This window comes from Bradyrhizobium betae (assembly GCF_008932115.1).
GTDB classification, from domain to species: Bacteria; Pseudomonadota; Alphaproteobacteria; order Rhizobiales; family Xanthobacteraceae; genus Bradyrhizobium; species Bradyrhizobium betae.
The window spans coordinates 1,845,132-1,868,161 of sequence record NZ_CP044543.1 but is presented as its reverse complement, the minus strand read 5'-3'; the positions used below and the strand labels follow the sequence as shown (position 1 = coordinate 1,868,161).

Annotated in this window: 23 protein-coding genes and 1 tRNA gene; 14 read left to right on the top strand and 10 right to left on the bottom strand. The window is 65.4% G+C overall.

Features of this window, described 5'->3' with window-relative positions:
* Window positions 1–283 precede the first annotated feature (283 nt).
* Complete coding sequence (locus F8237_RS08890) at window positions 284–517, bottom strand: DUF3551 domain-containing protein (RefSeq protein ID WP_151643815.1); 234 nt, start codon at window positions 515–517, stop codon at window positions 284–286.
* A 316-nt stretch (window positions 518–833) separates the two neighbouring features.
* On the opposite strand from F8237_RS08890, the gene F8237_RS08885 reads away from it, so the two are divergent.
* From F8237_RS08885 to F8237_RS08870, 4 genes are all read left to right on the top strand, one after another.
* A complete protein-coding gene (locus F8237_RS08885; protein WP_151643813.1) occupies window positions 834–1,184 on the top strand; it encodes a hypothetical protein in 351 nt (116 codons plus the stop codon).
* Window positions 1,185–1,336: 152 nt separating this feature from the next.
* Window positions 1,337–1,846 (top strand): hypothetical protein, encoded by a 510-nt coding sequence (locus F8237_RS08880; protein WP_151643811.1) that lies wholly within the window; start codon window positions 1,337–1,339, stop codon window positions 1,844–1,846.
* 37 nt (window positions 1,847–1,883) lie between these two features.
* Entirely contained in the window at window positions 1,884–2,396 is a 513-nt protein-coding gene (greA, locus tag F8237_RS08875; protein ID WP_151643809.1) for a transcription elongation factor GreA, read from the top strand.
* Window positions 2,393–3,070 (top strand): hypothetical protein, encoded by a 678-nt coding sequence (locus F8237_RS08870; protein WP_151643807.1) that lies wholly within the window; start codon window positions 2,393–2,395, stop codon window positions 3,068–3,070. Before greA ends, F8237_RS08870 begins: the two co-directional genes overlap by 4 nt.
* 267 nt (window positions 3,071–3,337) lie before the next feature.
* Here the strand turns inward: F8237_RS08870 and F8237_RS08865 are convergent.
* From F8237_RS08865 to F8237_RS08855, 3 genes are all read right to left on the bottom strand, one after another.
* Window positions 3,338–3,412 (bottom strand) — tRNA-Val (locus F8237_RS08865).
* Between the two features lie 157 nt (window positions 3,413–3,569).
* A complete protein-coding gene (locus F8237_RS08860) occupies window positions 3,570–4,868 on the bottom strand; it encodes a coiled-coil domain-containing protein (RefSeq protein WP_151643805.1) in 1,299 nt (432 codons plus the stop codon).
* A 118-nt stretch (window positions 4,869–4,986) separates the two neighbouring features.
* Entirely contained in the window at window positions 4,987–5,592 is a 606-nt protein-coding gene (locus F8237_RS08855; RefSeq protein WP_151643803.1) for a DUF1134 domain-containing protein, read from the bottom strand.
* Window positions 5,593–5,731: 139 nt separating this feature from the next.
* Here F8237_RS08855 and F8237_RS08850 point away from each other — a divergent pair, with 139 nt between their 5' ends.
* Window positions 5,732–6,217, top strand: coding sequence for a YHS domain-containing (seleno)protein (locus F8237_RS08850; protein ID WP_151643801.1), 486 nt, complete (start codon window positions 5,732–5,734; stop codon window positions 6,215–6,217).
* 7 nt (window positions 6,218–6,224) lie between these two features.
* Here the strand turns inward: F8237_RS08850 and F8237_RS08845 are convergent, their stop codons facing one another.
* Window positions 6,225–7,055, bottom strand: a complete 831-nt coding sequence (locus F8237_RS08845) for a 3'(2'),5'-bisphosphate nucleotidase CysQ family protein (protein WP_151643799.1) — start codon at window positions 7,053–7,055, stop codon at window positions 6,225–6,227.
* Window positions 7,056–7,227: 172 nt separating this feature from the next.
* On the opposite strand from F8237_RS08845, the gene chpT reads away from it, so the two are divergent.
* The 6 genes from chpT (at window position 7,228) to F8237_RS08815 (ending at window position 13,988) form a co-directional block, all read left to right on the top strand.
* Entirely contained in the window at window positions 7,228–7,881 is a 654-nt protein-coding gene (gene chpT, locus F8237_RS08840; RefSeq protein WP_151643797.1) for a histidine phosphotransferase ChpT, read from the top strand.
* Window positions 7,882–8,078: 197 nt separating this feature from the next.
* A complete protein-coding gene (locus F8237_RS08835; RefSeq protein ID WP_151643795.1) occupies window positions 8,079–10,898 on the top strand; it encodes a hybrid sensor histidine kinase/response regulator in 2,820 nt (939 codons plus the stop codon).
* A 29-nt stretch (window positions 10,899–10,927) separates the two neighbouring features.
* Window positions 10,928–11,398 carry a chemotaxis protein CheW gene (locus F8237_RS08830; RefSeq protein WP_151643793.1) on the top strand — a complete coding sequence of 157 codons (471 nt, stop codon included), beginning with the start codon at window positions 10,928–10,930 and terminating at the stop codon, window positions 11,396–11,398.
* Window positions 11,399–11,475: 77 nt separating this feature from the next.
* Entirely contained in the window at window positions 11,476–11,841 is a 366-nt protein-coding gene (locus F8237_RS08825; protein WP_007600538.1) for a response regulator, read from the top strand.
* A 75-nt stretch (window positions 11,842–11,916) separates the two neighbouring features.
* On the top strand, window positions 11,917–13,119 hold the full coding sequence (locus F8237_RS08820; RefSeq protein WP_151643791.1) for a protein-glutamate methylesterase/protein-glutamine glutaminase: 1,203 nt from the start codon (window positions 11,917–11,919) through the stop codon (window positions 13,117–13,119).
* Complete coding sequence (locus tag F8237_RS08815) at window positions 13,116–13,988, top strand: CheR family methyltransferase (RefSeq protein ID WP_151643789.1); 873 nt, start codon at window positions 13,116–13,118, stop codon at window positions 13,986–13,988. The genes F8237_RS08820 and F8237_RS08815 overlap by 4 nt, the downstream gene beginning before the upstream one ends.
* A gap of 58 nt (window positions 13,989–14,046) precedes the next feature.
* On the opposite strand, the gene F8237_RS08810 is transcribed toward F8237_RS08815, so the two are convergent.
* Window positions 14,047–15,207, bottom strand: a complete 1,161-nt coding sequence (locus F8237_RS08810) for a glutathionylspermidine synthase family protein (protein WP_151643787.1) — start codon at window positions 15,205–15,207, stop codon at window positions 14,047–14,049.
* Window positions 15,208–15,618: 411 nt separating this feature from the next.
* Between F8237_RS08810 and F8237_RS08805 the strand changes: the two genes are divergently transcribed.
* A complete protein-coding gene (locus F8237_RS08805) occupies window positions 15,619–18,657 on the top strand; it encodes a hypothetical protein (protein WP_151643785.1) in 3,039 nt (1,012 codons plus the stop codon).
* Between the two features lie 12 nt (window positions 18,658–18,669).
* Window positions 18,670–18,996: a hypothetical protein gene (locus F8237_RS08800; protein WP_151643783.1), complete on the top strand. Its 327-nt coding sequence runs from the start codon at window positions 18,670–18,672 to the stop codon at window positions 18,994–18,996.
* A 162-nt stretch (window positions 18,997–19,158) separates the two neighbouring features.
* Here F8237_RS08800 and F8237_RS08795 read toward each other — a convergent pair whose 3' ends face one another.
* From F8237_RS08795 to ctrA, 4 genes are all read right to left on the bottom strand, one after another.
* Window positions 19,159–19,407: a hypothetical protein gene (locus F8237_RS08795; protein WP_162005950.1), complete on the bottom strand. Its 249-nt coding sequence runs from the start codon at window positions 19,405–19,407 to the stop codon at window positions 19,159–19,161.
* A 111-nt stretch (window positions 19,408–19,518) separates the two neighbouring features.
* Entirely contained in the window at window positions 19,519–19,911 is a 393-nt protein-coding gene (locus F8237_RS36840; protein ID WP_151643779.1) for a hypothetical protein, read from the bottom strand.
* Window positions 19,912–19,925: 14 nt separating this feature from the next.
* Entirely contained in the window at window positions 19,926–20,330 is a 405-nt protein-coding gene (locus F8237_RS08785) for a DUF350 domain-containing protein (RefSeq protein WP_039146000.1), read from the bottom strand.
* Window positions 20,331–20,498: 168 nt separating this feature from the next.
* Window positions 20,499–21,200 (bottom strand): response regulator transcription factor CtrA, encoded by a 702-nt coding sequence (gene ctrA / locus F8237_RS08780; protein WP_015688285.1) that lies wholly within the window; start codon window positions 21,198–21,200, stop codon window positions 20,499–20,501.
* A 429-nt stretch (window positions 21,201–21,629) separates the two neighbouring features.
* Here ctrA and fliI point away from each other — a divergent pair, with 429 nt between their 5' ends.
* Complete coding sequence (gene fliI / locus F8237_RS08775) at window positions 21,630–22,955, top strand: flagellar protein export ATPase FliI (RefSeq protein WP_151643777.1); 1,326 nt, start codon at window positions 21,630–21,632, stop codon at window positions 22,953–22,955.
* Window positions 22,956–23,030: the final 75 nt, after the last annotated feature.

The window sequence follows — 23,030 nt, the reverse complement described above, 5'->3', positions numbered from 1 at the left end:
TGCCCTGCGAATCGGAATGAGCATCCTGATGCCAATTGTCATGACTTGCCGAAACGCGACAACCCGCAGCCTCGAGCGCGCAGCCTTTTCGCGCCCGGTTGTGACAAGTTGGCACCGCACGCGGCGTGCCCAGGACGATGTGGCTTCACCGCTGGGCAGCAGCTCGCGGAGGCGGTCGGGCGGTGTGGAGATGAAGTGTACGGCGCAAGGCCCGAGCCTTGGTCGGCCTGACGAGCGCGGGGTGCGCTATCCCGCACGCCGCATGTTTTCAGCCGTCGTCTCGTCAGTAAGTGCGCTGCTGCGAGAACGCGTAGCGCGGATTGACGCCGCAATAGGCCGACGTGCCGGAGGCCGTGGCCTGACACTGCTGGTAGCTCGCGAACTGGCAGTTGCCGGGATAACCCCACATGCGGCCTTGCAGGCAGTATCTGTCGTTGGCTGCGTGGGCCTGGGTTGCCGGGACGGTCGCGGCGATCAAGGCCGCGAACGATGCGAGGGTGAGGATGGTGCGACGCATGTCGATCTCCTTTGGGAGCGGGTGCAAGACGCTTGAGGACAAGAACGCTTGAGGACAAGAACGTTTGAATGTGGAGCATCGGCGTAGTCTGCGTGTTCCGGGGCATGCCCGACACTTTGTCGTGCTTGTCTTGGTGTCCGCAGTGGGCGCCGCGTTCGACATGCGTCTATGATGGGGCAAGCCGCGGTGAGCTATGTGATCTCGGCCACAGTTCGCGACGGGCTGCCGGCCTATCGTGACCGGACTTGAACAATTCGATCCCGGGGCGAACGCCTTGCCTCGCCTCATTCGGGATCAGGTCATTTTGGAGGTTTTGATGCAAAAATCATACGTGCTGGCTGCGACAGCAGCGCTGGCGCTTCTCATGCAAACACCGTTCGCGCTGGCGCAGACCGCGCCGGCCGCCGGAGCAACGGCAGCGCCCGCGGCGACAAATGCTGCGCCGGCCGCGACCTCCACGCCGACAAATGCGGCGCCGGCTGCAACCACCGACAGCTCCGGCCAGCCTTCCGACTCCAGGAAGAGCGCGTCGAAGAAGCAGCCGAAGAAGAAGATGACCCGGCAGCAGGAGATCGATCATTCGGTCGACAGCGGCACCGTTCCGGCGCGCTACCGCAGCTCGGTGCCCAAGCAGTACCAGCAATATATTCCGTTCGATAAGCAGTGACGGATCGCACGGCGGCGCGGCGTGACCAGACGCCGCGCCGTCGATGCCATCGAAGGAGCCTAGCGACGGCCTTGGCCAGGCGGGGGGCTGACCACACATCCGTTGTGGCGGCCCACCGTAGGAGTGTAGAATAGGCCCGAGCCGGGGGAGTAATGAGTGAGGACGTGAAGGATGCTGGCCTTGTGGCCATGATCAGCAGCATCCTGGGTGGCAACAAGCGCGCAGATACCATTGCACCGCCGCCGCTGACCGAGGTTCCACCGACAGCGCCGACCAACGGCTTCGAGCAGGTCGCGGCCGCCATCCCCGAGGCCGCGGCCAAATCCGGCAATGCCCCCGCTGAGAACGCTTCCAGTGCCGCGCCGGCCGCCACGAGGCCGGTCGAGAAGCCGGTCGAGCCGCCACCGAAAATCGCCACCACGCCGGACGGCAAGCAATTGCTGCCTGCCGAGGCGATTGCCGATCTCGTGCTCGGCGAGCTGCGCAAGCTGGAGGATTTTCCGGCAACGGGCGTGTCCGTCACGGTCTACGGTTACAGGCACTGGAACGCGATGATCACTTTCGCGCCGTTCTCGACCAGTTTCCACAACGCGACCCGGTTCCGCCAGGCCATGCCGGACCTCGTCTTCAAGCTGCGCCGCTTCGTCGAACTTGAGGTATAGTCCGCACCTTACGAAACTGTTCGACGGGATTTTCGAGTTGAGCGTCGCCTTTACCAAGGAAGAAAGCGCCGAGACTGCGTCCGAGACGCTGTTGCCGGATCGGCCGATCTCGCCGCATCCAAACCTCGTGACGGAAACGGGCCTGCAGGCCTTGCAGGCGCAGCTCCAGGCGGCGCGCGAGGCTTATGAAGCCGCGCAAGCCATCGAGGACGTCAACGAGAAGCGCCGGCAGTCCGCGGTCCCCCTGCGCGACGCCCGCTATCTCACCGAACGGCTGCGCACCGCGCAGGTGATCGCCGATCCGTCCTCGACCGATATCGTCGCCTTCGGCAGCACCGTGACCTTCAGCCGCACTGATGGCCGCGTGCAGACCTATCGCATCGTCGGCGAAGATGAAGCCGATCCGAAAGAAGGATCGATCTCGTTCGTGGCCCCGGTCGCGAAGTCGCTGATGGGGAAGGCGGTTGGCGATGTCGTGGGTTCGGGCGCGCAGGAGATCGAGATCTTGTCGATCGGGCTGCCCGCGCAACAAAGCCCGATGGTTGAATGAGACGGTTTCTGTCGGGGGCGCTGCCGTTCTACGCGCTGGCCGGATTGGCCACCTGCATGTACCTCGTCCTGTACAGGACGAACCTGTTCGACCTGAACGCCATCGTCCAGGGCGCGACCGGCTCGTCATGGTTTCTGGTCTTCATGTTCGTCTGCGTGCTGCTGGAGTCGGTCTTCCCGTATTTCGGCTATTTTCCCGGCACCGCCCTGATCCTGATGTCCGTGGCGCTCAATCCGAAGCCCGCGGATACCTCCGTGTTTATCGTGGCGTGGCTCGCCATCATCGCGGGTGCCATTCTCAGTTACGGGCAGGCGCGTTTCTTCAGACCGCTCCTGCAGCGGGTGGCCTCGAAAGCGGCCCTGCACCGGTGTGAGTCTCTCCTAGATGCCTACGGCCGTTACGCGCGCGTCGCCCTGTTCGTTCATCCCAACGCTTGCGCGATGTATTTCACGGCCCTCGGACTTCTCGGCCGCAGCCTGACGCGAGAGCTCGCCTATCTCAGCGTCGGGGCCGCGGCCGCCGTAGGCATCCTGTTCGTCGTCGTGACCAGGCTGGTGTCGTCGGTGGGCACCACCGATGACGGCGAATTGCAGGTGCTGCTGGCCGCAGCGCTGGTCGCGATCGGAACGCTGGTCGGTCTCTATGCGGCCTTGAGGCCGCTGCGCTCGCAATGACGATTGGAGATCACGCCGGCAAGGTCGCGCGGCTCAGCGGTGGGATGATGTAATCATGCCCCTGTTTTGCCCGACGGCGCAAGTAAATTTCGGAAAAGCCGCAACCCGTTGATCCGACTGAGGTCGGCTACTGTGCATGGGGTTGTTTTCGACTTTTGACGGAGCGGGAGCAGGATGCCCTGGTCCGTCGACGCTCTTCGAGCTATGCCGGACACGTTTCGCCATCATTGGGCGTGGCTGCGCCACGCGAAGCCTTTTGGCGAAGCGTGGTGGGCGCACAAGGGATCGAACCTTGGACCTCTCCCGTGTGAAGGGAACGCTCTCCCGCTGAGCTATGCGCCCGGGACCATCATGCAGGCGGCCGGACTTTGGCCCGGCCGGCGCATCGAGCCCGCGATTTAGAAGTGCGCGCCGAAGGTGTCAAGTTTCCAGGCCGCCCGAGGCCCTGAAAAGCTTCCGTTAGTTGCGCAATCCGCGGGGAAACCGGGTTTCGGCCGGCTCACGCGCCCTGCTGGCGGGCGCGGGAGGCGTGGGCCTGCAGCGCCCGGATGCGCTCGGCCAGCGTTCCGCCGCCTTCGGGCAGGGTGGGGGTGACCGCGCCGTTGGTCGCGGTGCCGTTGGCCGGACGGGCGGCCTGCTTCGGCGGCTGGCCGGCTTCGGCGGCGAGCAGCGCCTCGATCGGCGAGTTCGGGCCTTCGAGCTGCATGGCGAGCTTGGCTACTTCCGCGGCGATGTCGTTGATGCGCTCGCGCAGCAGCGCGTTCTCCATGCGCTCGGTCGCCCAGGAGCTTTCCGCCTGCTGCTGGATCGCATTGATGTCGCGCTGCAGCTTGGCGCGCTCGTCGCGGGCGGTGCCGAGCTGCTCCTCCAGCGCGGCCTTTTCCGCACGGAGCGCTTCGACCGCAGCCGAGGACTTGCCGCCGCTCAGGGCCGCTATCTCGACGCGCAGCTGCTTGATGGTGCGATCGGAGCTCTCGCCGGCCTGGCGGAGCTGGTTGTTCTCGTAGTCGCGCTCGGCCAGCAGCTTGCCCTGGGTGGCGAGGCGTCCCTCGAGGTCGGCGACGCGGCTCGACAGCATCTCGGCTTCCTTGACCTGCAGCATCAGCTGGCGGTCGAGTTCGGTGACGCGCTGGCTCAGATTCTCGGCGCGGCCGCGCGCGTCGCCGAGCTCGCGCGAGGCGGTCTCGGATTCGGTGCGCTCCTGTGCGAGGCGCGCCTGCGTCGCGGTGAATTCCTTCTCGGCATCGCCGACGCGGTTCTTGAGCTCCTCGATCTGGGCGCGCACGGCGACCAGCTCGACCTGGCGGGTCTCCGCCATCATCGAGCGGTCGGACAGTTCGGAGTTGATCTTGGCGAGCTCGCTTTGCTTGTCGGTCAGCGCGATCTCGGCGGCGCGGAGCGCCTCGGTCTTGGTGTTGAATTCTTCCTCGGTGGCGCGGAGCTGCTCCTTCACCGCCTTCTCGCGTGCCTCGAGCGCGAAGATCGTGGCGTTCTTCTCGCCGAGCTCGATCTTCATGCGGTTGATGGCATCGCTCTTCTTGCCGAGCTCGGCGAGCTGGCTCGTTGTCTTGTTCTTGAGCTGGTCGACGCTCATCTCGAGCCGTCGCGCCGACATCGCGAATTCGGCGCGGAGCTGGTCCTTGTCGGCCTGGATCTCGGCCATCGACAGCGGCGTGGCGGCCTCGAGCCGCCGCGTGGTCAGGCGGACCGCGCGATTATGCACCAGCGGCACGATGGCGAGCCCACACAGCATCGAGAGCAGGAAACCGATCGCAAGGTACATGATCGGTTCGACCATGGGCCACAACTCCCAGACTTTAGGAAAAATTCACCAAGGACAATGCATGGCGGGCCGGCAAAAAGCCAGCCCCGCCCTGTTGTTAACGTGAATCCGGAACTTGAGCGGAGGCAGGAGCCTAGAACGGGTTCCAGGTCGCGCGCGGGGTGAATTTCAAATAGCCGATATTGGCTCCCAGGCGCAGGCCGAGGCCCGAGCGGATCGGCACCAGCACGATGTTGTTGGCGGTCAGCGCCGTCATGCCGAAGCCGCCGATGATATAGGCGGAGCCGTCGAGGCCGGCGAAGCGCTGGTAGATCGCATTGGTGGCGGGCAGGTTATAGACCAGCGTCATGGTGCGCGCGCCGTCGCCGCCCCAGTCGAAGCCGAGCGAGGGGCCCTGCCAGTAGACGCGCAGGTCGCCGGCGTTCTTGGTGTAGAGCGTGCCCTCGCCGTAGCGCAGGCCGGCGACGAAGGCGCCGGAGCCCTCCTCACCCAGGATGTAGCCGTTCGGCAGGCCCCATTGGCTGACCGCCTTCTCGATGATCGAGGCGAGCCCGCGCGAGACGTTGCCGAAGAAGCGGTGGCCGGCATTGACCAGCTCGTCCGGCCCGTAGGTGCCGGGCGTCGAGGTCCGCTGCGGCGGCGGCAGGTTGGGCGGCGGCGCCTGCTGGGCGGAGGCCGGCACGATCCAGCCGACCAGCGCGGCGAGCGCGACCGCAGCAAGGCGTGATGCGAAAGTCATAAAAGAACCCCTGGTATCGAATCCCGTCGCTTCCTTAACCTCGCGCCAACAGGCACGGCCCTAGGTTGCGCCGGATGTCCCCTCGACTCGGATGTTATCCGCAGCAACTATGACGGCACAACGGCAGGAAGATAGCCCTTTGCGCCCCGGAATTGCCTTGATCGGCTTCCTGGCCTGCCTGCTGGCGGGCATTGGGCTCGCCGGCGCGGTGTTGCCGGCCCAGGCTGCCACCACCGAACGGATCGTCGTCAACCGCTTCAGCGGCGTGGCCATCGAGGGCTTCGACCCCGTCGCCTACTTCGTCGACGGCGCGGCCGTGCAGGGGACGGCGGAGTTCGAGGCGAATCTCTGGGGGGCGGTCTGGCGCTTCCGGAACGAGGGCAATCGCGCCTCCTTCCTCGCCCATCCCGAGATCTATGGGCCGCAGTTCGGCGGCTACGATCCGACCGACATCGCCCGCGGCATCGCCATCGCCGCCAATCCCCGCTTCTACGTGATCTCGGCGCAGCGGCTCTATCTGTTCAGCCGGGAGGCCAATCGCGACGCCTTCGCCGCCGATCCGGAGCGCTTCCTCTATGAAGTGCGCAAGCGCTGGCCGGCGCTCCAGAAACAGCTCAGTCAGTAACAGCCCGTCAGTAGCTGCCTGCCGCCTGCGGGTCGCCCCAGGCGATGAAATCCGGGATGATGAAGCCGGTATCGCCGCGCTGGCCGAACCGGAGCTCGCCGCCCTTGCCGTCGGTGACCCGGCCGCCGGCGGCGGTCACCACCGCGCAGCCGGCCCCGACGTCCCATTCACAGGTGGGTCCAAAGCGGGGATAGATGTCGGCGCTGCCCTCCGCGATCCGGCCGAACTTCACGGCCGAGCCGACGGTCTTTCTGACCGCATTGGGCCGGCCGTCGATGAACGCCTCGGTCTTGGGGTCGCCATGTGAGCGGCTCACCGCCGCGATCCAGGGCTGGCCCGGAATCGGCAGCCGGCGGGCATGGATCGGCTCGGCGCCGCCGATGGTCGCGCCGTCGAACCTGACGCGCTCGGCGCCATAGCCGACGATGCCGCGCCAGAGCAGCCCGAGCGCGGGCGCGCTGACGATACCGAGCAGCGGCACGCCCTGGGTGACGAGAGCGAGGTTGACCGTGAACTCGTCGCGGCCGGCGACGAATTCCTTGGTGCCGTCGAGCGGATCGATCAGGAAGAAGCTGTCCAGAAATGGCGGCGAGGCGAGGTGGGTTCGCTCTTCCGACAGCGTCGGCACGTCGCCCGCAAGCTGCGCCAGGCCATCCGCGATGATGCGGTCGGCGGCAAGGTCGGCCTCGGTCACGGGCGAGCCATCCTGCTTGCCGTCGACCCGCATTGCGGAGCGGTTGACCGCGAGGATCGCTTCGCCAGCCTTCACCACCAGCGCGGTGAGCGGCTCCATCAGGCCGGCTGCGGCTGGGCCGTCGATGATCCGCTTCACCTGCATGCCTCATTCATCGGCAATTCCATCCTCACGCGACTGATTCGCCCGCGGCTTTAGGGCCGCTTCGAACCGATCGCAAGCTAGCTGCCACGGGCTTGCGAATGTTAGAACCTGCGGCATTCGTCAAGCATGCGTGATTCGCCGCGTCCGCGCCGTGCAATTCCAGGAACCCTTTATGTCTGACGTTTCGTCACCCGCCACCGCTACCGCCCCAGATGCGCTCGAACTCGCGGCGCTGCTGTGCTCGCGGGTCTGCCACGATCTCATCAGCCCGGTTGGCGCCATCGTCAATGGGCTCGAAGTGCTCGACGACGATCCCAAGCCCGAGGATCGCGAGTTCGCGCTCGACCTGATTCGCAAGAGCGCCAAGACGGCGTCCGCCCGCCTCCAGTTCTGCCGCCTCGCCTTCGGCGCGGCCGGCTCGTCCGGCGCCCAGATCGACCTCGGCGATGCCCAGACCATGGCGCGCGGCCACATCGAGGACGGCAAGTGCACGATCACGTGGAATCTGCCGCGGCTGCTGCTGCCGAAGAATCGCGTCAAGCTGCTGCTCAACATGCTGGTCGTCTCCCAGCACACGATCCCGCGCGGCGGCATACTCAAGGTCGATCCGATCGGCGACGGCGAGACCATGAGCTTTCGCATCACCGCGACCGGACATAATGCGCGCTTGCCGCAGAACATCTCCGAGCTCCTGAGCGGCGAGCGTGGGCCGGCTGCGGATGCGCACGCGATCCAGCCTTATTATACGCGGCTGTTGGCACAGGCTTGCGGGGTCACCGTGAAGCTCGCGCATGAGGGCGAAGCCATCACCATTACCGCTTCGTAAACGAAGCCCGTCGCGCGCAATCGTTAACCTATCCTTTACAAGGCGCTGCGGCTTGTCCGTAGCGCCTTATCTCTTTGTTGGTTCCGTTCTTTTCCACATGCTCAACCATTATTAAACGCTTTGCGGTGAAGCTGGCCTCATTCCGAAATGGCGCATCACAAATCGTGCGCGCCCTCCCTGTATGAAGGCCTGTTTTCATGGATGATCTGTTGCGGGAGTTCTTGACGGAGACCAGCGAGAGCCTGGACACCGTCGACAATCAGCTGGTGAAGTTCGAGCAGGAGCCGAACAACGCCAAGATCCTGGATAACATCTTCCGCCTGGTTCACACCATCAAGGGCACCTGCGGCTTCCTCGGACTGCCGCGGCTGGAAGCGCTGGCGCATGCCGGCGAGACCCTGATGAGCAAATTCCGCGACGGCATGCCGGTGACGGCGGATGCGGTGTCGCTGATTCTGGTCTCGATCGACCGGATCAAGGAGATCCTGGCCGGTCTCGAGGCGACCGAAGCCGAGCCCGAGGGCACCGACCGCGATCTCATCGACCAGCTGGAAGCGATGGTCGAGCAAGGCATGGCGGCGATGGCTGCAGCAGCTGCTCCCGTTGCGGAAGCGCCGCCGCTGGTGCCGGAAGCGCCGGCCGCCGCTGCGCCTGCGCCCGCAAAGGAGATGACCTCGGGCACGCTGATCGACCAGACTTTGGAGCGTCCGCTGCGTCCGGGCGAAGTGTCGCTCGACGAGCTCGAGCGCGCCTTCCGTGAGACCCCGATCGAAGCGCCGGCCCCCGTTGCCGAGGTCAAGGCCGAGCCCGCCGCTGAAGCGCCGGCGCCGGTTGCCAAGGAAGTCGTCAAGGAAGCCAAGGCCCCCAACGAAAAGGCCTCCAACGAAAAGGCGCCCAAGGAAAAGGCCGCGCCGAAGAAGTCGGCGGCCGACGAGGCCGCAGGCGAGGGCGACCGCGTCGCCAACCAGTCGATCCGCGTCAACGTGGATACGCTGGAACATCTGATGACCATGGTCTCCGAGCTGGTGCTGACCCGCAACCAGCTGCTGGAGATCTCCCGCCGCAACGAGGACACCGAGTTCAAGGTGCCGTTGCAGCGCCTGTCCAACGTCACCGCCGAGCTGCAGGAAGGCGTCATGAAGACGCGCATGCAGCCGATCGGCAATGCCTGGCAGAAGCTGCCCCGCATCGTCCGCGACCTCTCGAGCGAACTCGGCAAGCAGATCGATCTGGAGATGCACGGCGCCGACACCGAGCTCGACCGCCAGGTGCTCGACCTGATCAAGGACCCGCTGACCCACATGGTGCGCAACTCCGCCGACCATGGCCTCGAGACCCCGGCCGAGCGGCTGGCGAGCGGCAAGGGCGAGCAGGGCACCATCCGCCTGTCCGCCTATCACGAGGGCGGCCACATCATCATCTGCATCGCCGACAACGGCCGCGGCCTCAACACCGACAAGATCAAGACCAAGGCGATCTCCTCCGGTCTCGTCACCGAGGCCGAGCTCGAGAAGATGAGCGAAGCCCAGATCCACAAGTTCATCTTCGCGCCGGGCTTCTCGACCGCGGCCGCCATCACCTCGGTCTCCGGCCGCGGCGTCGGCATGGACGTGGTCCGCACCAATATCGACCAGATCGGCGGCACCATCGACATCAAGTCGGTGGCCGGCGAGGGCTCCTCGGTCACCATCAAGATCCCGCTGACGCTCGCCATCGTCTCCGCGCTGATCGTGGAAGCCGCCGGCGACCGCTTTGCGATCCCGCAGCTCTCGGTGGTCGAGCTCGTCCGTGCCCGCGCCAACTCGGAGCACCGCATCGAGCGCATCAAGGACACCGCGGTGCTTCGGCTGCGCAACAAGCTGCTGCCGCTGATCCATCTGAAGAAGCTCCTGAAGATCGACGACGGCGCCGTCTCCGATCCCGAGAACGGCTTCATCGTGGTGACGCAAGTCGGCAGCCAGACCTTCGGCATCGTCGTCGACGGCGTGTTCCACACCGAAGAAATCGTGGTCAAGCCGATGTCGACGAAGCTGCGTCACATCGACATGTTCTCCGGCAACACTATCCTGGGCGATGGCGCAGTCATCATGATCATCGACCCCAACGGCATTGCCAAGGCACTCGGCGCGGCCGGCTCCTCGGCCCATGACATGGCCAACGAGAACGGCGCGCATCATATCGGAAGCGGCGAGCAGACCACCTCGCTGCTGGTGTTCCGCGCCGGCTCCAGCCAGCCCAAGGCGGTCCCGCTCGGGCTCGTCACCCGCCTGGAAGAGCTCCCCGCCGACAAGATCGAGTTCTCCAACGGCCGCTACATGGTGCAGTACCGCGAGCAGCTGATGCCGCTCGTCGCCATGGAGAGCGTCACCATTGCAAGCCAGGGCGCGCAGCCGATCCTGGTGTTCTCCGATGACGGCCGCTCCATGGGCCTCGTCGTCGACGAGATCATCGACATCGTCGAGGAGCGGCTCAACATCGAGGTCGGCGGCGCCAGCCAGGGCATCCTGGGCTCGGCCGTGATCAAGGGCCAGGCCACCGAAGTGATCGACGTCGGCCACTTCCTGCCGATGGCGTTCTCCGACTGGTTCACCCGCAAGGAGATGAAGCCGTCGATGCACTCGCAGTCGGTGCTGCTGGTCGACGACTCCGCGTTCTTCCGCAACATGCTGGCTCCCGTCCTCAAGGCCGCCGGCTACCGCGTCCGCACCGCGCCGACCGCGCAGGAGGGCCTGGCTGCGCTCCGCGCGCAAACCTTCGACGTGGTCCTGACCGACATCGAGATGCCCGATATGAACGGGTTCGAGTTCGCCGAGACCATCCGCTCCGACAGCAATCTGGGCGCGATGCCGATCATCGGCCTCTCCGCGCTGGTGTCGCCGGCGGCGATCGAGCGCGGCCGTCAGGCCGGCTTCCACGACTATGTCGCCAAGTTCGACCGTCCCGGTCTGATCGCGGCGCTGAAGGAACAGACCGCGGGTGCCGCCGGCGCCTCCGAGCTGAACCGGGCAGCGGCGTAAGAGCAGGACAGGGATCAGGAGATACGCCTATGACCAAGAAGACCCAGTCCGCCGAAGGCGCCATGGTCGAATACGTCACCGCGATGATCGGCGGGCAGCTGTTCGGGCTGCCGATCTCCCGCGTCCAGGACGTGTTCATGCCCGAGCGCGTCACCCGCGTTCCCCTGTCCTCGCGCGAGATCGCCGGCGTGCTGAACCTGCGCGGCCGCATCGTCACCGTGGTCGACATGCGCGCCCGCCTCGGCCTGCCCAAGGATGAAGACGGCAAGACCCCGATGGCGGTCGGTGTCGACCTTCGCGGTGAATCCTACGGCCTGCTGATCGACCAGATCGGCGAAGTGCTGCGCCTGCCCGAGGCCGGCATGGAAGAAAACCCCGTGAACCTCGACCCCCGTATGGCCAAGCTCGCCGGCGGCGTCCACCGCCTCGACGGACAGCTCATGGTCGTGCTCGACGTCGATCGCGTCCTCGAGCTTGCACCCGAGATGATGGCGGCCTGATACGGCGGCGGCGTCGCCGCCGACGTGCCGGTAATTGGAAGCGCTCCCCGCAAAGGGGATAGGAAGCAGAGGTTCACATGCGAACTTGTCTCGTCGTTGATGATTCCAGCGTCATCCGCAAGGTTGCGCGCCGGATCCTGGAAGGCCTCGACTTCCAGATCCTCGAAGCCGAGGACGGTGAGAAGGCGCTGGAGGCCTGCAAGCGCGGTCTTCCCGACGCGGTGCTGCTCGACTGGAACATGCCGGTCATGGACGGCTACGAATTCCTCGGCCATTTGCGCCGCATGCCGGGCGGGGACCAGCCCAAGGTGGTGTTCTGCACCACCGAGAACGACGTCGCGCATATCGCGCGTGCGCTGCATGCCGGCGCCAACGAATACATCATGAAACCCTTCGACAAGGACATCGTGACTGCGAAATTTCAGGAAGTCGGACTAATCTGAGCGAACATCCGGAGGCTGAACGGATCCTTCGGCGATTGTTTTCAACTGAACCGTTTCAGTCTGAGTTGGTGAGTGATGAGTGTTGCGTTCGCAGGTAATTCGACCACCAGCCCGTCGCGTGAAGCGGGACCGCTGCGGGTGATGATCGTCGACGACTCCGTCGTCATTCGCGGCCTGATCTCGCGCTGGATTGGCGCCGAGCACGACATGGAGGTCGCAGCTTCGCTGCGCACCGGGCTCGAAGCGGTCAACCAGATCGAGCGCATCAATCCCGACGTCGCCGTACTCGACATCGAAATGCCCGAGCTCGACGGCATCTCGGCGCTGCCGCAACTGCTGGCGAAGAAGCGCGATCTGGTCATCATCATGGCTTCGACGCTGACGCGCCGCAACGCGGAGATCAGCTTCAAGGCGCTGTCGCTCGGCGCGGCCGATTACATTCCGAAACCGGAATCGACCCGCGAGATCTCCGCGGCCGACGTCTTCCATCACGACCTGATCCAGAAGATCCGTCATCTCGGCGCACGGCTGCGGCGCAAGCCGGCGGTCGCGAGCCCGTCGCTGGCGCCGGCGAGCCCGGCTGCGCCGGCCGCACGCGCACCGGCCGTGGCGCGGGCCGCCACGCCCGCACCGGCTCCGGCCGCGTCCACCCTGTACCCCGGCACGGTGACCACGCGCCCGTTCTCGAGCCAGGCACCGAAGGTGCTGCTGATCGGCTCCTCGACCGGTGGCCCGCAGGCGCTGATGGCGCTCGTCACCGAGCTCGGTCCGGTGATCGACCGCTTCCCGGTGCTGATCACGCAGCACATGCCGCCGACCTTCACCACCATTCTGGCCGAGCATCTGGCGCGCTCCAGCCGCAAGCCGGCCGCCGAGGCGGTCGACGGCGAGCTGGTCAAGCCGGGACGGATCTATCTGGCGCCCGGCGGCAAGCACATGCGCGTCGTGCGCAACGGCGCGGACGCGGCGATCGCGCTCGACGACGGCCCCGCCGTCAATTTCTGCAAGCCCGCGGTCGATCCGCTCTTCACGTCCGCCATCGACATCTGGCACGGCAACATCCTCTCCGTGATCCTGACGGGCATGGGCTCGGACGGCATGCGCGGCGGCAAGGACATCGTCGCGGCCGGTGGCAGCGTGATCGCGCAGGATGAAGCCTCCAGCGTCGTCTGGGGCATGCCGGGCGCGGCTGCCAATGCCGGCATCTGTTCGGCGATCCTGCCGCTCAACCAGATCGGTTCCAAGGTCAACCGCCTGTTCGCGGGGGACCGCACGTGACGCCTGCGGACTACGAGTATCTGCGCAAGTTCCTGAAAGAGCGCTCCGGCCTCGATCTCTCCGTCGACAAGCAATACCTGGTCGAGAGCCGGCTGCTGCCGCTTGCCCGCAAGGCAAGCCTATCAGGCATTCCCGATCTCGTGCTGAAGATCAGGAACGGCGATGGGCGGCTTGCGACCGACGTGGTCGAAGCGATGACCACCAACGAGACCTTCTTCTACCGCGACAAGATTCCGTTCGATCATATGCGCGAAACCATCCTGCCGGGCCTGCTCCAGGCCAGGGCGGCGCGCAAGTCGTTGCGGATCTGGTCGGCGGCGTCGTCGACGGGGCAGGAGCCTTATTCGATCGCGATGTGCGTGAAGGAGATGGGCGCAGCCTTCGCCGGCTGGCGCATCGAGATCGTCGCCACCGATCTGTCGCAGGAGGTGCTGGAGAAATCCAGGGCCGGCCTCTACAGCCAGTTCGAGGTGCAGCGCGGCCTGCCGATCCAGCACCTGATGAAGTATTTCACGCAAGTCGGCGAAATCTGGCAGCTCAACGCCGATATTCGTGCGATGGTGCAGTTCCGTCAGCTCAATCTGCTGCAGGACTTCTCCCATCTCGGCACGTTCGACGTGATCTTCTGCCGCAACGTGCTGATCTATTTCGACCAGGACACCAAGGCGGTGATCTTCGAGCGCATGGCGAAGTGCATGGAGGCCGACGGCACGCTGCTGCTCGGGGCCGCCGAATCCGTCGTCGGTATCACCGATGCATTCCGTCCCATCGCCGACCGTCGCGGTCTCTATCAGCTCAACCCCGCGCGGTCCGGCCGTCCCATGGGCGGATTGATGCCGCAATCGCTGAAGATCGCCGCGGCAAGATGAACTTTTCCTCGTCATTCCGGGCTCGCGACTTTGTCGCGCCCCGGAATGACAGAGCGCCTCACAAAATCGCGTGCGGCAGAAACCGTGAGCCGTTGCCCGTGATCGGGCTCGCGTCTTCGCGGATCGACAGGCCGCACGGCTGGTGGTTCACCAGCCAGCTCCCCACCACGACATAGAAGCCTGAAAAATTCGGCAGCGGCGCGAGCGCCTGCCGCACGAACCCTTCTGCACCATAGGGACCTGCCTGCGCGTCGAGCGGCATGCCGCCGGACACCAGCGTGACATTGGCGCCTTCGCGCGACAGCAGCGGCTTGCGAACGTAGGAACTGCCGAGCTCGGCGGCGCGCGGATCGTCCTCGAAGAAGGCCGGCAGCAGATTGGGGTGGTTTGGAAACATCTCCCAGAGCAGCGGCAGGATGCCCTTGTTGGAGAGCACCGCCTTCCACGGTGGCTCGATCCAGCGCGTCGGCGCGCCCGCAAGCTTTGCGCCGAAGGCATCGTGGAACATCCATTCCCATGGATAGAGCTTGAAGGCGAGCGCGACGTCGCGATCGTCGAGGTCGACGAAGCCGCTGGGCTCGTCGCGCCAGCCGAGCTGCTCGATGTCGAGCAGCGTGGTCGAAAGCCCTGCCTGGCGCGCGGTGTCCTCGAGATAAGCGAGTGTGCCGGCGTCCTCCTCGTTGCCGGTGGTGCCGGTGAGATGGACATGGCGGCCGGCGGCAATCTCTTTCCACGCCGCGATCAGCCGCTCGTGGATGGAGTTGAACTGGTCGGCTCGTGCCGGAATGATACGGCGCTCGATCGCCTGTTCGAGCCATGTCCATTGAAACACGGCGGCCTCGAAGATCGAGGTCGGTGTATCCGCATTGTATTCGAGCAGCTTTGCCGGCCCCTTGCCGTCGAACTTGAGGTCGAGCCGGCCGTAGAGGCTGCGGTCGTCGCGTTCCCAGCTCTCGGTGATCAAACTCCAGGATGCTTCCGGAATTTTCAAACGCCGCAGATTGCGCTCATCGCCGATCACGCGGCCGGCAAGCTCAATGCACATTGCGTCGATCTCGCCGGTCGGCGTCTCGATGCCGCGCTCGATCTGGTCGAGCGTGAAGCCGTAATAGGCGCTCTCGTCCCAATAGCGCTCGCCGTCGATGGTATGGAACGAGAAGCCGCATTGCGCGGCGGTCAGCCGCCAATCGTCGCGCTCGGGACAGACGATGCGCCGCATGGATCAGCCGCCGCCATGACAAGGGGCGCCATGGCCGTGGCCATGAAACCCGTGCAACGGGCTTCCATCCGTCAAGGTGAGCACGCCTCGTCTCGAACGTTTCATGAATTGCGGTCTCCGACTGGCTGGCCTACCGCGCAGTTTCCAACACCTTCTGGCCCAAGGACAAGCGAAAGCCTCCAATTCGCGGCATTATATTGCGATCTCCAAACTCGGCGCGACTGCCGCTCTTGATGTGTGTCAACGTGCAGATCTTTCCTTTCTGCCACGTTGATACCCGGATCACGGCCCGGCGTGAGGAAATGTCGGCCTGCCGCGGCTTCGTCTCGATCCCAACAAGCGGGCGTCTGTTGACGCCGATAAAATCAATTCTGCTGGCCGGCTCTCATCGCGAGAATGAGGAAAGTGCCCATGCAATCCGAGACGCTTCCTTCGACGGCGCGCAGGCAGAATGACCATCGAGTTCATGCGAAGCTGAGGCCCGGAGCGGTCAGGTTCGCGGTCGCGGCGCTCGTGCTGCTCGCCTTCTGCGGCCATCGCGATGCGGTCGTGGCACAGCCGGCCGGCATTCTTGTCAACGGCAATGCGGTTGTGACGGGATTTGCCGGCGCCCAGTTACCGGCGACGATCGCGCCGGGTGTCGATCCGGCCGACAGGACCTTCATCGATCTCAACGGACCTTCCGCGCGCGTGTTCGACCTTCAGGCGCCGGGCGCACCGCCGCAGGCGCAGTTGCTGACGGCGCCAAAACCCTTCACCGCGACGGCCGGGCAGACCGGCCAGCTGTTTGGCGTCGCGCTCGACAATGCGACGCCGCCGAACGTGTTCGTCGCGGCGACCTCGGTCTACGGCTTGCCGATCGTCATTCCAGGCAGTGGAGGCCAGCTCAATCGTGCCAAGCAAGGCGCGGCCAATGCGGTCTTCATGCCGGGGTTGTTCGGACCGGCGCAGCTTGGCGGCGGGCCCGGTTCGATCTGGCGCATTGACGGCGTCACCGGTGAAGTCCGGCTGTTCGCCAACGTCACGCTCGCAGGCGCAACCAATCCCGGTCCGGCGCTCGGAGGCCTTGCCTTTGATGCCGCCTCGAAGACGCTGTTTGTTGCCGACCGCGCCACCGGTATGATCCATGCGTTCGACCAGGCCGGAAACGAGCGCGGCCGTTACGATCACGGCGTGCAGGGACGCGGCGCAGCCGGCCTGCAGCCGGTCCCGTATGATCCCGCGGGGCGTCTGGACATTACGAGTCCGAAATTTCGAACTGGCGATGCCGCGACCTGGGGCTATGCGAACCCGCAGCGCCTGATCTTCGGTCTCGGCGTCCGCAACGGACGCCTCTATTACGCAGTCGCCAGGGATCTGCAGATCTGGTCGGTGGCAATCGGGCCGACATTCGGGGCCGATCCGCGATTGGAGGTCGGCGTCGCGGCCGGTCCGGGCCCGAGCGAGATCTCCAAGATCGCTTTCGATGATCAGGGCCGCATGCTGCTCGCCGAGCGCGCTGCGCCGAGCGGCGCCTATGATTTCAACGTGCTGACGTCGGAGGCGACTGGCCGCGTGTTGCGCTATTTGCCGGTGCCGCCGGGCACTGTCGGGCCGCAATGGCAGCCGCAGGCCGATGAATATGCGATCGGTTTTGCGCGCCAGATGCGCAACGGCAATGGCGGCGTGGCGATCGGCTTCAATTACGACGAGCAGGGCCGCGTCGATCGTGCCTCCTGCGGCCAGTTCCTGTGGTCGACCGGCGAGCAGTTGCGCAGCGCAATCGATCCCGCCATCGCCGCGATGCTCGCAGCGGGCGGCCCGGCGGAAGTGAATGGTGTGCAGGGCAACGACATCACCGCCGTGGTGCCGGCCAACGCGCCGCCGTGGCAGAGCTACTTCATCGACTACGACGACCAGTTCCAGGATCCGACCGCGCGCGGCCATCTCGGCGACATCGCCATCTTGCGCGTCTGCGGCCAGGCTGGATTCAATCTGCCGGGCTGGTACCGGCCGCGCGTCGAACTATTCCCGGGATATCTCTGGTATCGCCTGCACGGCCAGAAGCCGCCGCTGCTCGATTGCCCGCCCGGTTCCGGCAATCAATGCGCCTGTCCGCCCGGCACCACGCAACAGCCCGGTTTCCAGTGCTGTCCGATCGGAACCTATGCGGGCCCCAACGGCCAGTGCATATCGGCGTGTCCAGATGGATCGACCGATCCGGGCAAGCTGGAAGCCTGCCTGGCGGGCTTTGATCCGAATACGTTCGACCCCAATGATCTGTCGAAATTGACATGCCTCGACGGCTCGAAGGCGGTGTATGACGGCAACGGCTATCACTGTCCCACGTTCAAGTCGCCGGTCTGTCCGGTGGGCTTCGAGCCCGATCCGTTGGGCAATTTCTTCGGCTGCAAGCCGACGGCTCAGGGAAAGGCGTGTCCGCCGACGCAATGGCCGACCATCCCTCAGCCCGGCCTCGACGGCAGTTGCCAGCAGCTGTGCCCGAGCGGGTCGTGGGCGTATGCGGCCTATCAGTGCTGCCCCAACGGCATGCTGCCCGGACCCGACGGCAAATGCGGCCAGCCGCTGCAGCCGGGCTGCCCGCCAGGCCAGTTGTCCTCGAAAGGCATCTGTTGTCCCGTCGGCAGCAAGCCGCAGCCGGACGGAAGCTGCTACCCGATGAAGAAGCCGTGTCCGCCCGAGCAATTGTCGTCGAGCGGTCAGTGCTGCCCGCCCGGCTCCAAGCCGCAACCGGATGGCAGCTGCGGTACGCAGCAGAACGCATGCCCCCCCGGTCAGCTCTCCTCCACGGGGCAATGCTGTCCGCTTGGGTCCAAGCCGCAACCCGACGGCGGCTGCAAACCGCAGCTCGACAAGGGCTGCAAGGTCGAGCAGCTGACGCCAAATGGCACCTGCTGTCCGGCCGGCACCAAGCCGCAGAACGACAACACGTGCGGCTCGTTGGCCGGCTGCCCGCCGGGAACGACCACCGATCCGTTGACCGGCGAGTGCTGTCCGGGTGCCAGTGCAGTGGCCGGCGTCAAGGCGGCATGCACTTGTCCGACTGGCCAATCGTTGGTCGAAGGAAAGTGCGTCGTGAATGCAGCGCCGAGCACGGGCGCCTGCTTCGCCGGCTATGTGCAGTTGCCGAACGGCTCGTGCTGTCGCGCAGGCCAGGCGACGGCCGGCGGCCAGTGCTGTCCGGCCGGCCAGAAGCCCGATGCCGAGAAGCGCAAATGCGTCCCCGCGGGAGGCACGACCTTCGTACCCGCCACGCCGCATCTGCCGGCGCCGATCATCGTTCCCGGCAAGCGCGGCAGGATCGTCACACCGCCGCCGCGGCGTCCGCCGGTCGTCGTCGTTCCGGCGCCGCCGAAGCGCGTCGTCGTGCCACCGAAGCGCTTCACGCCAAGGCCGGTGGTCAGGCCGACTCCGGTCCCGCCGCGCATCCGCCGGCAGATCGAACAATAAGGGAGACCTCTGATGATGCGTGCAAAGCTCATATTGACGGCACTCGCGATCACAGGCGTCAGTTGTGCTGCCGCCCTGAACGTCGCGAGCGCGGCGAGCCCGACCGACGCCACGGCGCCGGTCGGCGCGCAGCAGCCGGTCAGGTTGGCGCAAGCGACGGTGACAACGCCGAAGCCTGCGAAGAAAACCAAGCGTCTGAAGGTCGAGCACCCCAGGACGAATTGGCTCAATCCGCAGCCCGAACCGCCGATGGCGGGCAAGAAGCCGGTGCAGGGCAACAACTGGCTGAATCCGCAGCCGGAGCCGCCGCAGCCGGTGACGACGAAGAAACCGCAATAGAGCCGATGCGCGCGCGGCGTTCGTGAGGCGCGCTCGCCGCGAGTGTGCATCAAGACATCGAGCGCGATGGCATCTCTGCCGTCGCGCTCGAGGAAAATCAGTGCATTCGGGTCAGTCGCCTGGTCTTGCGCCTGGTCTTGCAGCCTGTGGGCTGGTCCGCGCTCAATTGTTGGGGCCGGGTGATTTGGTCGGCTTCACCGTCGGCACGTTCTTCTTGTGAATCTCGGCCTTGCCGCCGCCACCCAAATTCCCACTGCCTGGCGTATTTTCACAGCGGCACCGCTCCGGCGTGGCCGGAGGGCGGTTGCGCGCGCCCGGTTCGCAGACCCGCACCGTGCCAGGCGGGCAGGACGCCGCTTGCACCGCGGCGGTCAGTGATGTCAGCGCGAGAAGAGCGAGTGCCGTCGTCACGATTGTACGCATCATTGCACCTCGACTTTGCCGCCCATGCCGGGCGTCAGCAAAGCTCAGGATACAGAGCCGCCACGTCTGCGGATTTGACGTGTCTCAATCCCGCGCGGTTTAACTGTGCCCCGAAAATCCGAACGCATGCGCAAACGAGCCGAAGCCGCCGCGGGTGACGCTACTATGGCCGGAATCGGACGACGTTCCCGACGAGGAGTGGCTCGAAGAGTCGCTGCTGAAGAAACTCGACCGCGACGAGCCGCCGCTGCCGCTCGAGGAGCTGCGGCTGCTGCTGCTGCACGCGGTGCTCGCCTGCACCGTCGGGTCCGTGCCGGCGGGCGCGGGCTCGCAATGCTGCCGCGGCATCAGCGTGTAGGCGGTGGTGCCGACCGCGATCGTGCCCATCACCAGCAGCGCGACATGGCCGGAGCGCTTCGCCGGAGGTCGCGGCGGCGGCTCGGCTGGCGGCCGGCGTTTGCCGAACTGTTTGCTGGAGGATTTGTCCGCCATGTCAGTTGATCACGTCAGTAGATCATGCAGGCGGCGTTCAACAGGCCGGCGGCGAGCGAGGACAGCCCGAGCCAGATCGCCGGAGCAAGCTCGCCGGCGGCGATCCGCGCCGACAGGTTCGGCACCGGCACCTTCACCAGGAACAGCACGATGATCTGCACGATCAGGGCGATCACGGCCCAGATCAGGCAGTCCAGCACATTGGCCGAATGCGCGATCGCGCTGACCAGCGGCGCCACGAAGCCGAGCAGGCTGAGGCCGAGCGCGATCGCCGCGGCCGGCTCGTTGTCGCGGATCAGTTGGAACTCATCGTGCGGGGTGATGCGGGTGTAGACGAACAGATACGCCACGATCGCGATCAGGCCGGTGCAGAAATAGACCAGGAAGGCGGGCAGGCCGGCGAGTGATTGCAGGATCATCGTTCCCCCATCATGCAGCGACCATTCGTCGGCTGGGGGAGGATAGCGGTTCAATTCCGGGAGGACGACGAGGCCGCGTTGGCGTCCCCAAAAAACAAAACCCCGCCATTTGCGGCGGGGTCCAGGCTGGGAGGAGCGAGCCCCGGGGGCTCGCCGGTAAACCCAGGATCAGGCGGGAATGCGCTCTTCCTGCTCGTGCGGCTCGCGCAGCACGTAGCCGCGGCCCCACACGGTCTCGATGAAGTTGCGGCCTTCGGAGGCGTTGGCGAGCTTCTTGCGCAGCTTGCAGATGAAGACGTCGATGATCTTCAGCTCGGGCTCGTCCATGCCGCCATAGAGGTGGTTGAGGAACATTTCCTTGGTGAGGGTCGTGCCCTTGCGGAGCGAGAGCAGCTCCAGCATCTGGTATTCCTTGCCGGTCAGATGCACGCGCTGGCCGCCGACTTCGACCGTCTTGGTGTCGAGGTTGACGACGAGGTCGCCGGTCTGGATGACCGACTGGGCGTGACCCTTGGAACGGCGCACGATCGCGTGGATGCGGGCAACCAGCTCGTCCTTGTGGAAGGGCTTGGTCATGTAGTCGTCGGCGCCGACGCCGAGACCCTTGACCTTGTCCTCGATGCCGGCGAGGCCGGAGAGGATCAGAATCGGTGTCTTGATCTTGGAGACCCGAAGCTGCTTGAGCACGTCGTAGCCGGACATGTCGGGCAGATTGAGGTCGAGAAGGATAATGTCGTAATCGTATAACTTACCGAGATCGACGCCTTCTTCCCCCAAATCGGTCGTGTAGACGTTGAAGCTCTCAGACTTCAACATCAGCTCGATCGACTGCGCGACGGCGCTGTCATCTTCAATCAGCAAAACGCGCATGCCAGTTCCCCATAGTCGCCGCTCCTGGGCGTCAGGTCGGCCGCATTCGCGGCACTCACAAAACGCCTTTGAACAACTGATTCGGATCCTGACAACAGATGGTTAACAAATCCTGATTCTGGAACGCAAGTCCCCCCGGTGCAATTTTTATCGAATCGCCCTAAGGTCTTGCGCGCGAAGCAGCTTTCGTTACCCGGTTCCGTTCAAGTTCCACTTTAAGAGACGGGCCTAACCGACTCCCGCGACTCAGCCTTCTTCTGAAGGGGAGCCACGCTCAGTCACAAAGACAGTGACGCAATGATTAATGATGCGGGTAAACACGAAGTTAAGCGCCGTTCAGAAATATGGCGAAACTTAAGGTTTTCGCCCCAAAGCCCCTTGGGATGAAGGCGCGGACCTTAATGAAGGCCCTCTCATGAAGGCGATCCGATGAAGGCTCTTGCCGAACAGATCGGCGATATCGACGGCGTCAATATCTACGGCCGCGTCGTCGGCGTTCGCGGCTTGATGGTCGAGGTGGCCGGCCCGATCCACGCGATGTCGGTCGGTGCGCGGCTGGTGATCGAGACCGGCGCCGGACGCGATATTCCCTGTGAGGTGATCGGCTTCTCCGGCAACAACGCGGTCGTGATGCCGTTCGCCGGCCTCGACGGCGTGCGCCGCGGCTGCAAGGCGGTGATCGCCAACGCCGCCAATCAGGTTCGGCCCTGCGCGGCCTGGCTCGGCCGCGTCGTCAACGCGCTGGGCGAGCCGATCGACGGCAAGGGGCCGTTGCCGCAGGGCCCGGCGCCGATGCCGTACCGCAATTCTCCGCCGCCGGCGCATTCGCGCAAGCGCGTCGGCGCGCCGCTCGATCTCGGCGTGCGTGCGATGAACACCTTTCTCACCTGCTGCCGCGGCCAGCGCATGGGCATCTTCGCAGGCTCCGGCGTCGGCAAATCGGTGCTGCTGTCGATGCTGGCGCGCAACGTCGATGCCGCGGTCAGCGTCATCGGGCTGATCGGCGAACGCGGTCGCGAGGTGCAGGAGTTCCTGCAGGACGACCTCGGCGAGGAGGGCCTGGCGCGCTCCGTCGTCGTCGTCGCGACCTCGGACGAGCCGGCACTGATGCGCCGCCAGGCCGCATATCTCACGCTCGCGATCGCCGAGTATTTCCGCGACGAGGAGAAGGACGTCCTCTGCCTGATGGACTCGGTGACGCGCTTTGCCATGGCCCAGCGCGAGATCGGCCTGTCCGCCGGCGAGCCGCCGACGGCCAAGGGCTATACGCCGACCGTCTTCACCGAACTGCCGAAGCTGCTGGAGCGTGCCGGGCCGGGTCTGGGGGAGGGCGCGATCACCGCGATCTTCACCGTGCTGGTCGACGGCGACGATCACAACGAGCCGATCGCGGACGCGGTCCGCGGCATCCTCGACGGCCACATCGTGATGCAGCGCTCGATCGCCGAGCGCGGCCGCTACCCCGCCATCAACATCCTCAAATCCGTCTCCCGCACCATGCCGAAATCGGCCGATCCGCAGTTCTGGCCGGTCATCCAGCGGGCCCGCAAGGTGATGGCGACCTATGCCGACATGGAGGAATTGATCCGGCTCGGGGCCTACCGCGCCGGCTCCAGCGCGGAGGTCGACGAGGCGATTCGCCTGCATGAACCGCTCGAGGCCTTCCTGCGCCAGCGCAAGGACGAAAATGCCTCGCTTGCGGACGGCTACCGGCAATTGGCGCAAATCCTGGGCAATTTGGAAACGGAACGCTAACTTTGTCAGGTCATCATCCCCGGAGTAGCAGAGCCGGTCTTGGCCCTATCGGGGCCTGTGGGGAGACCGGTGACG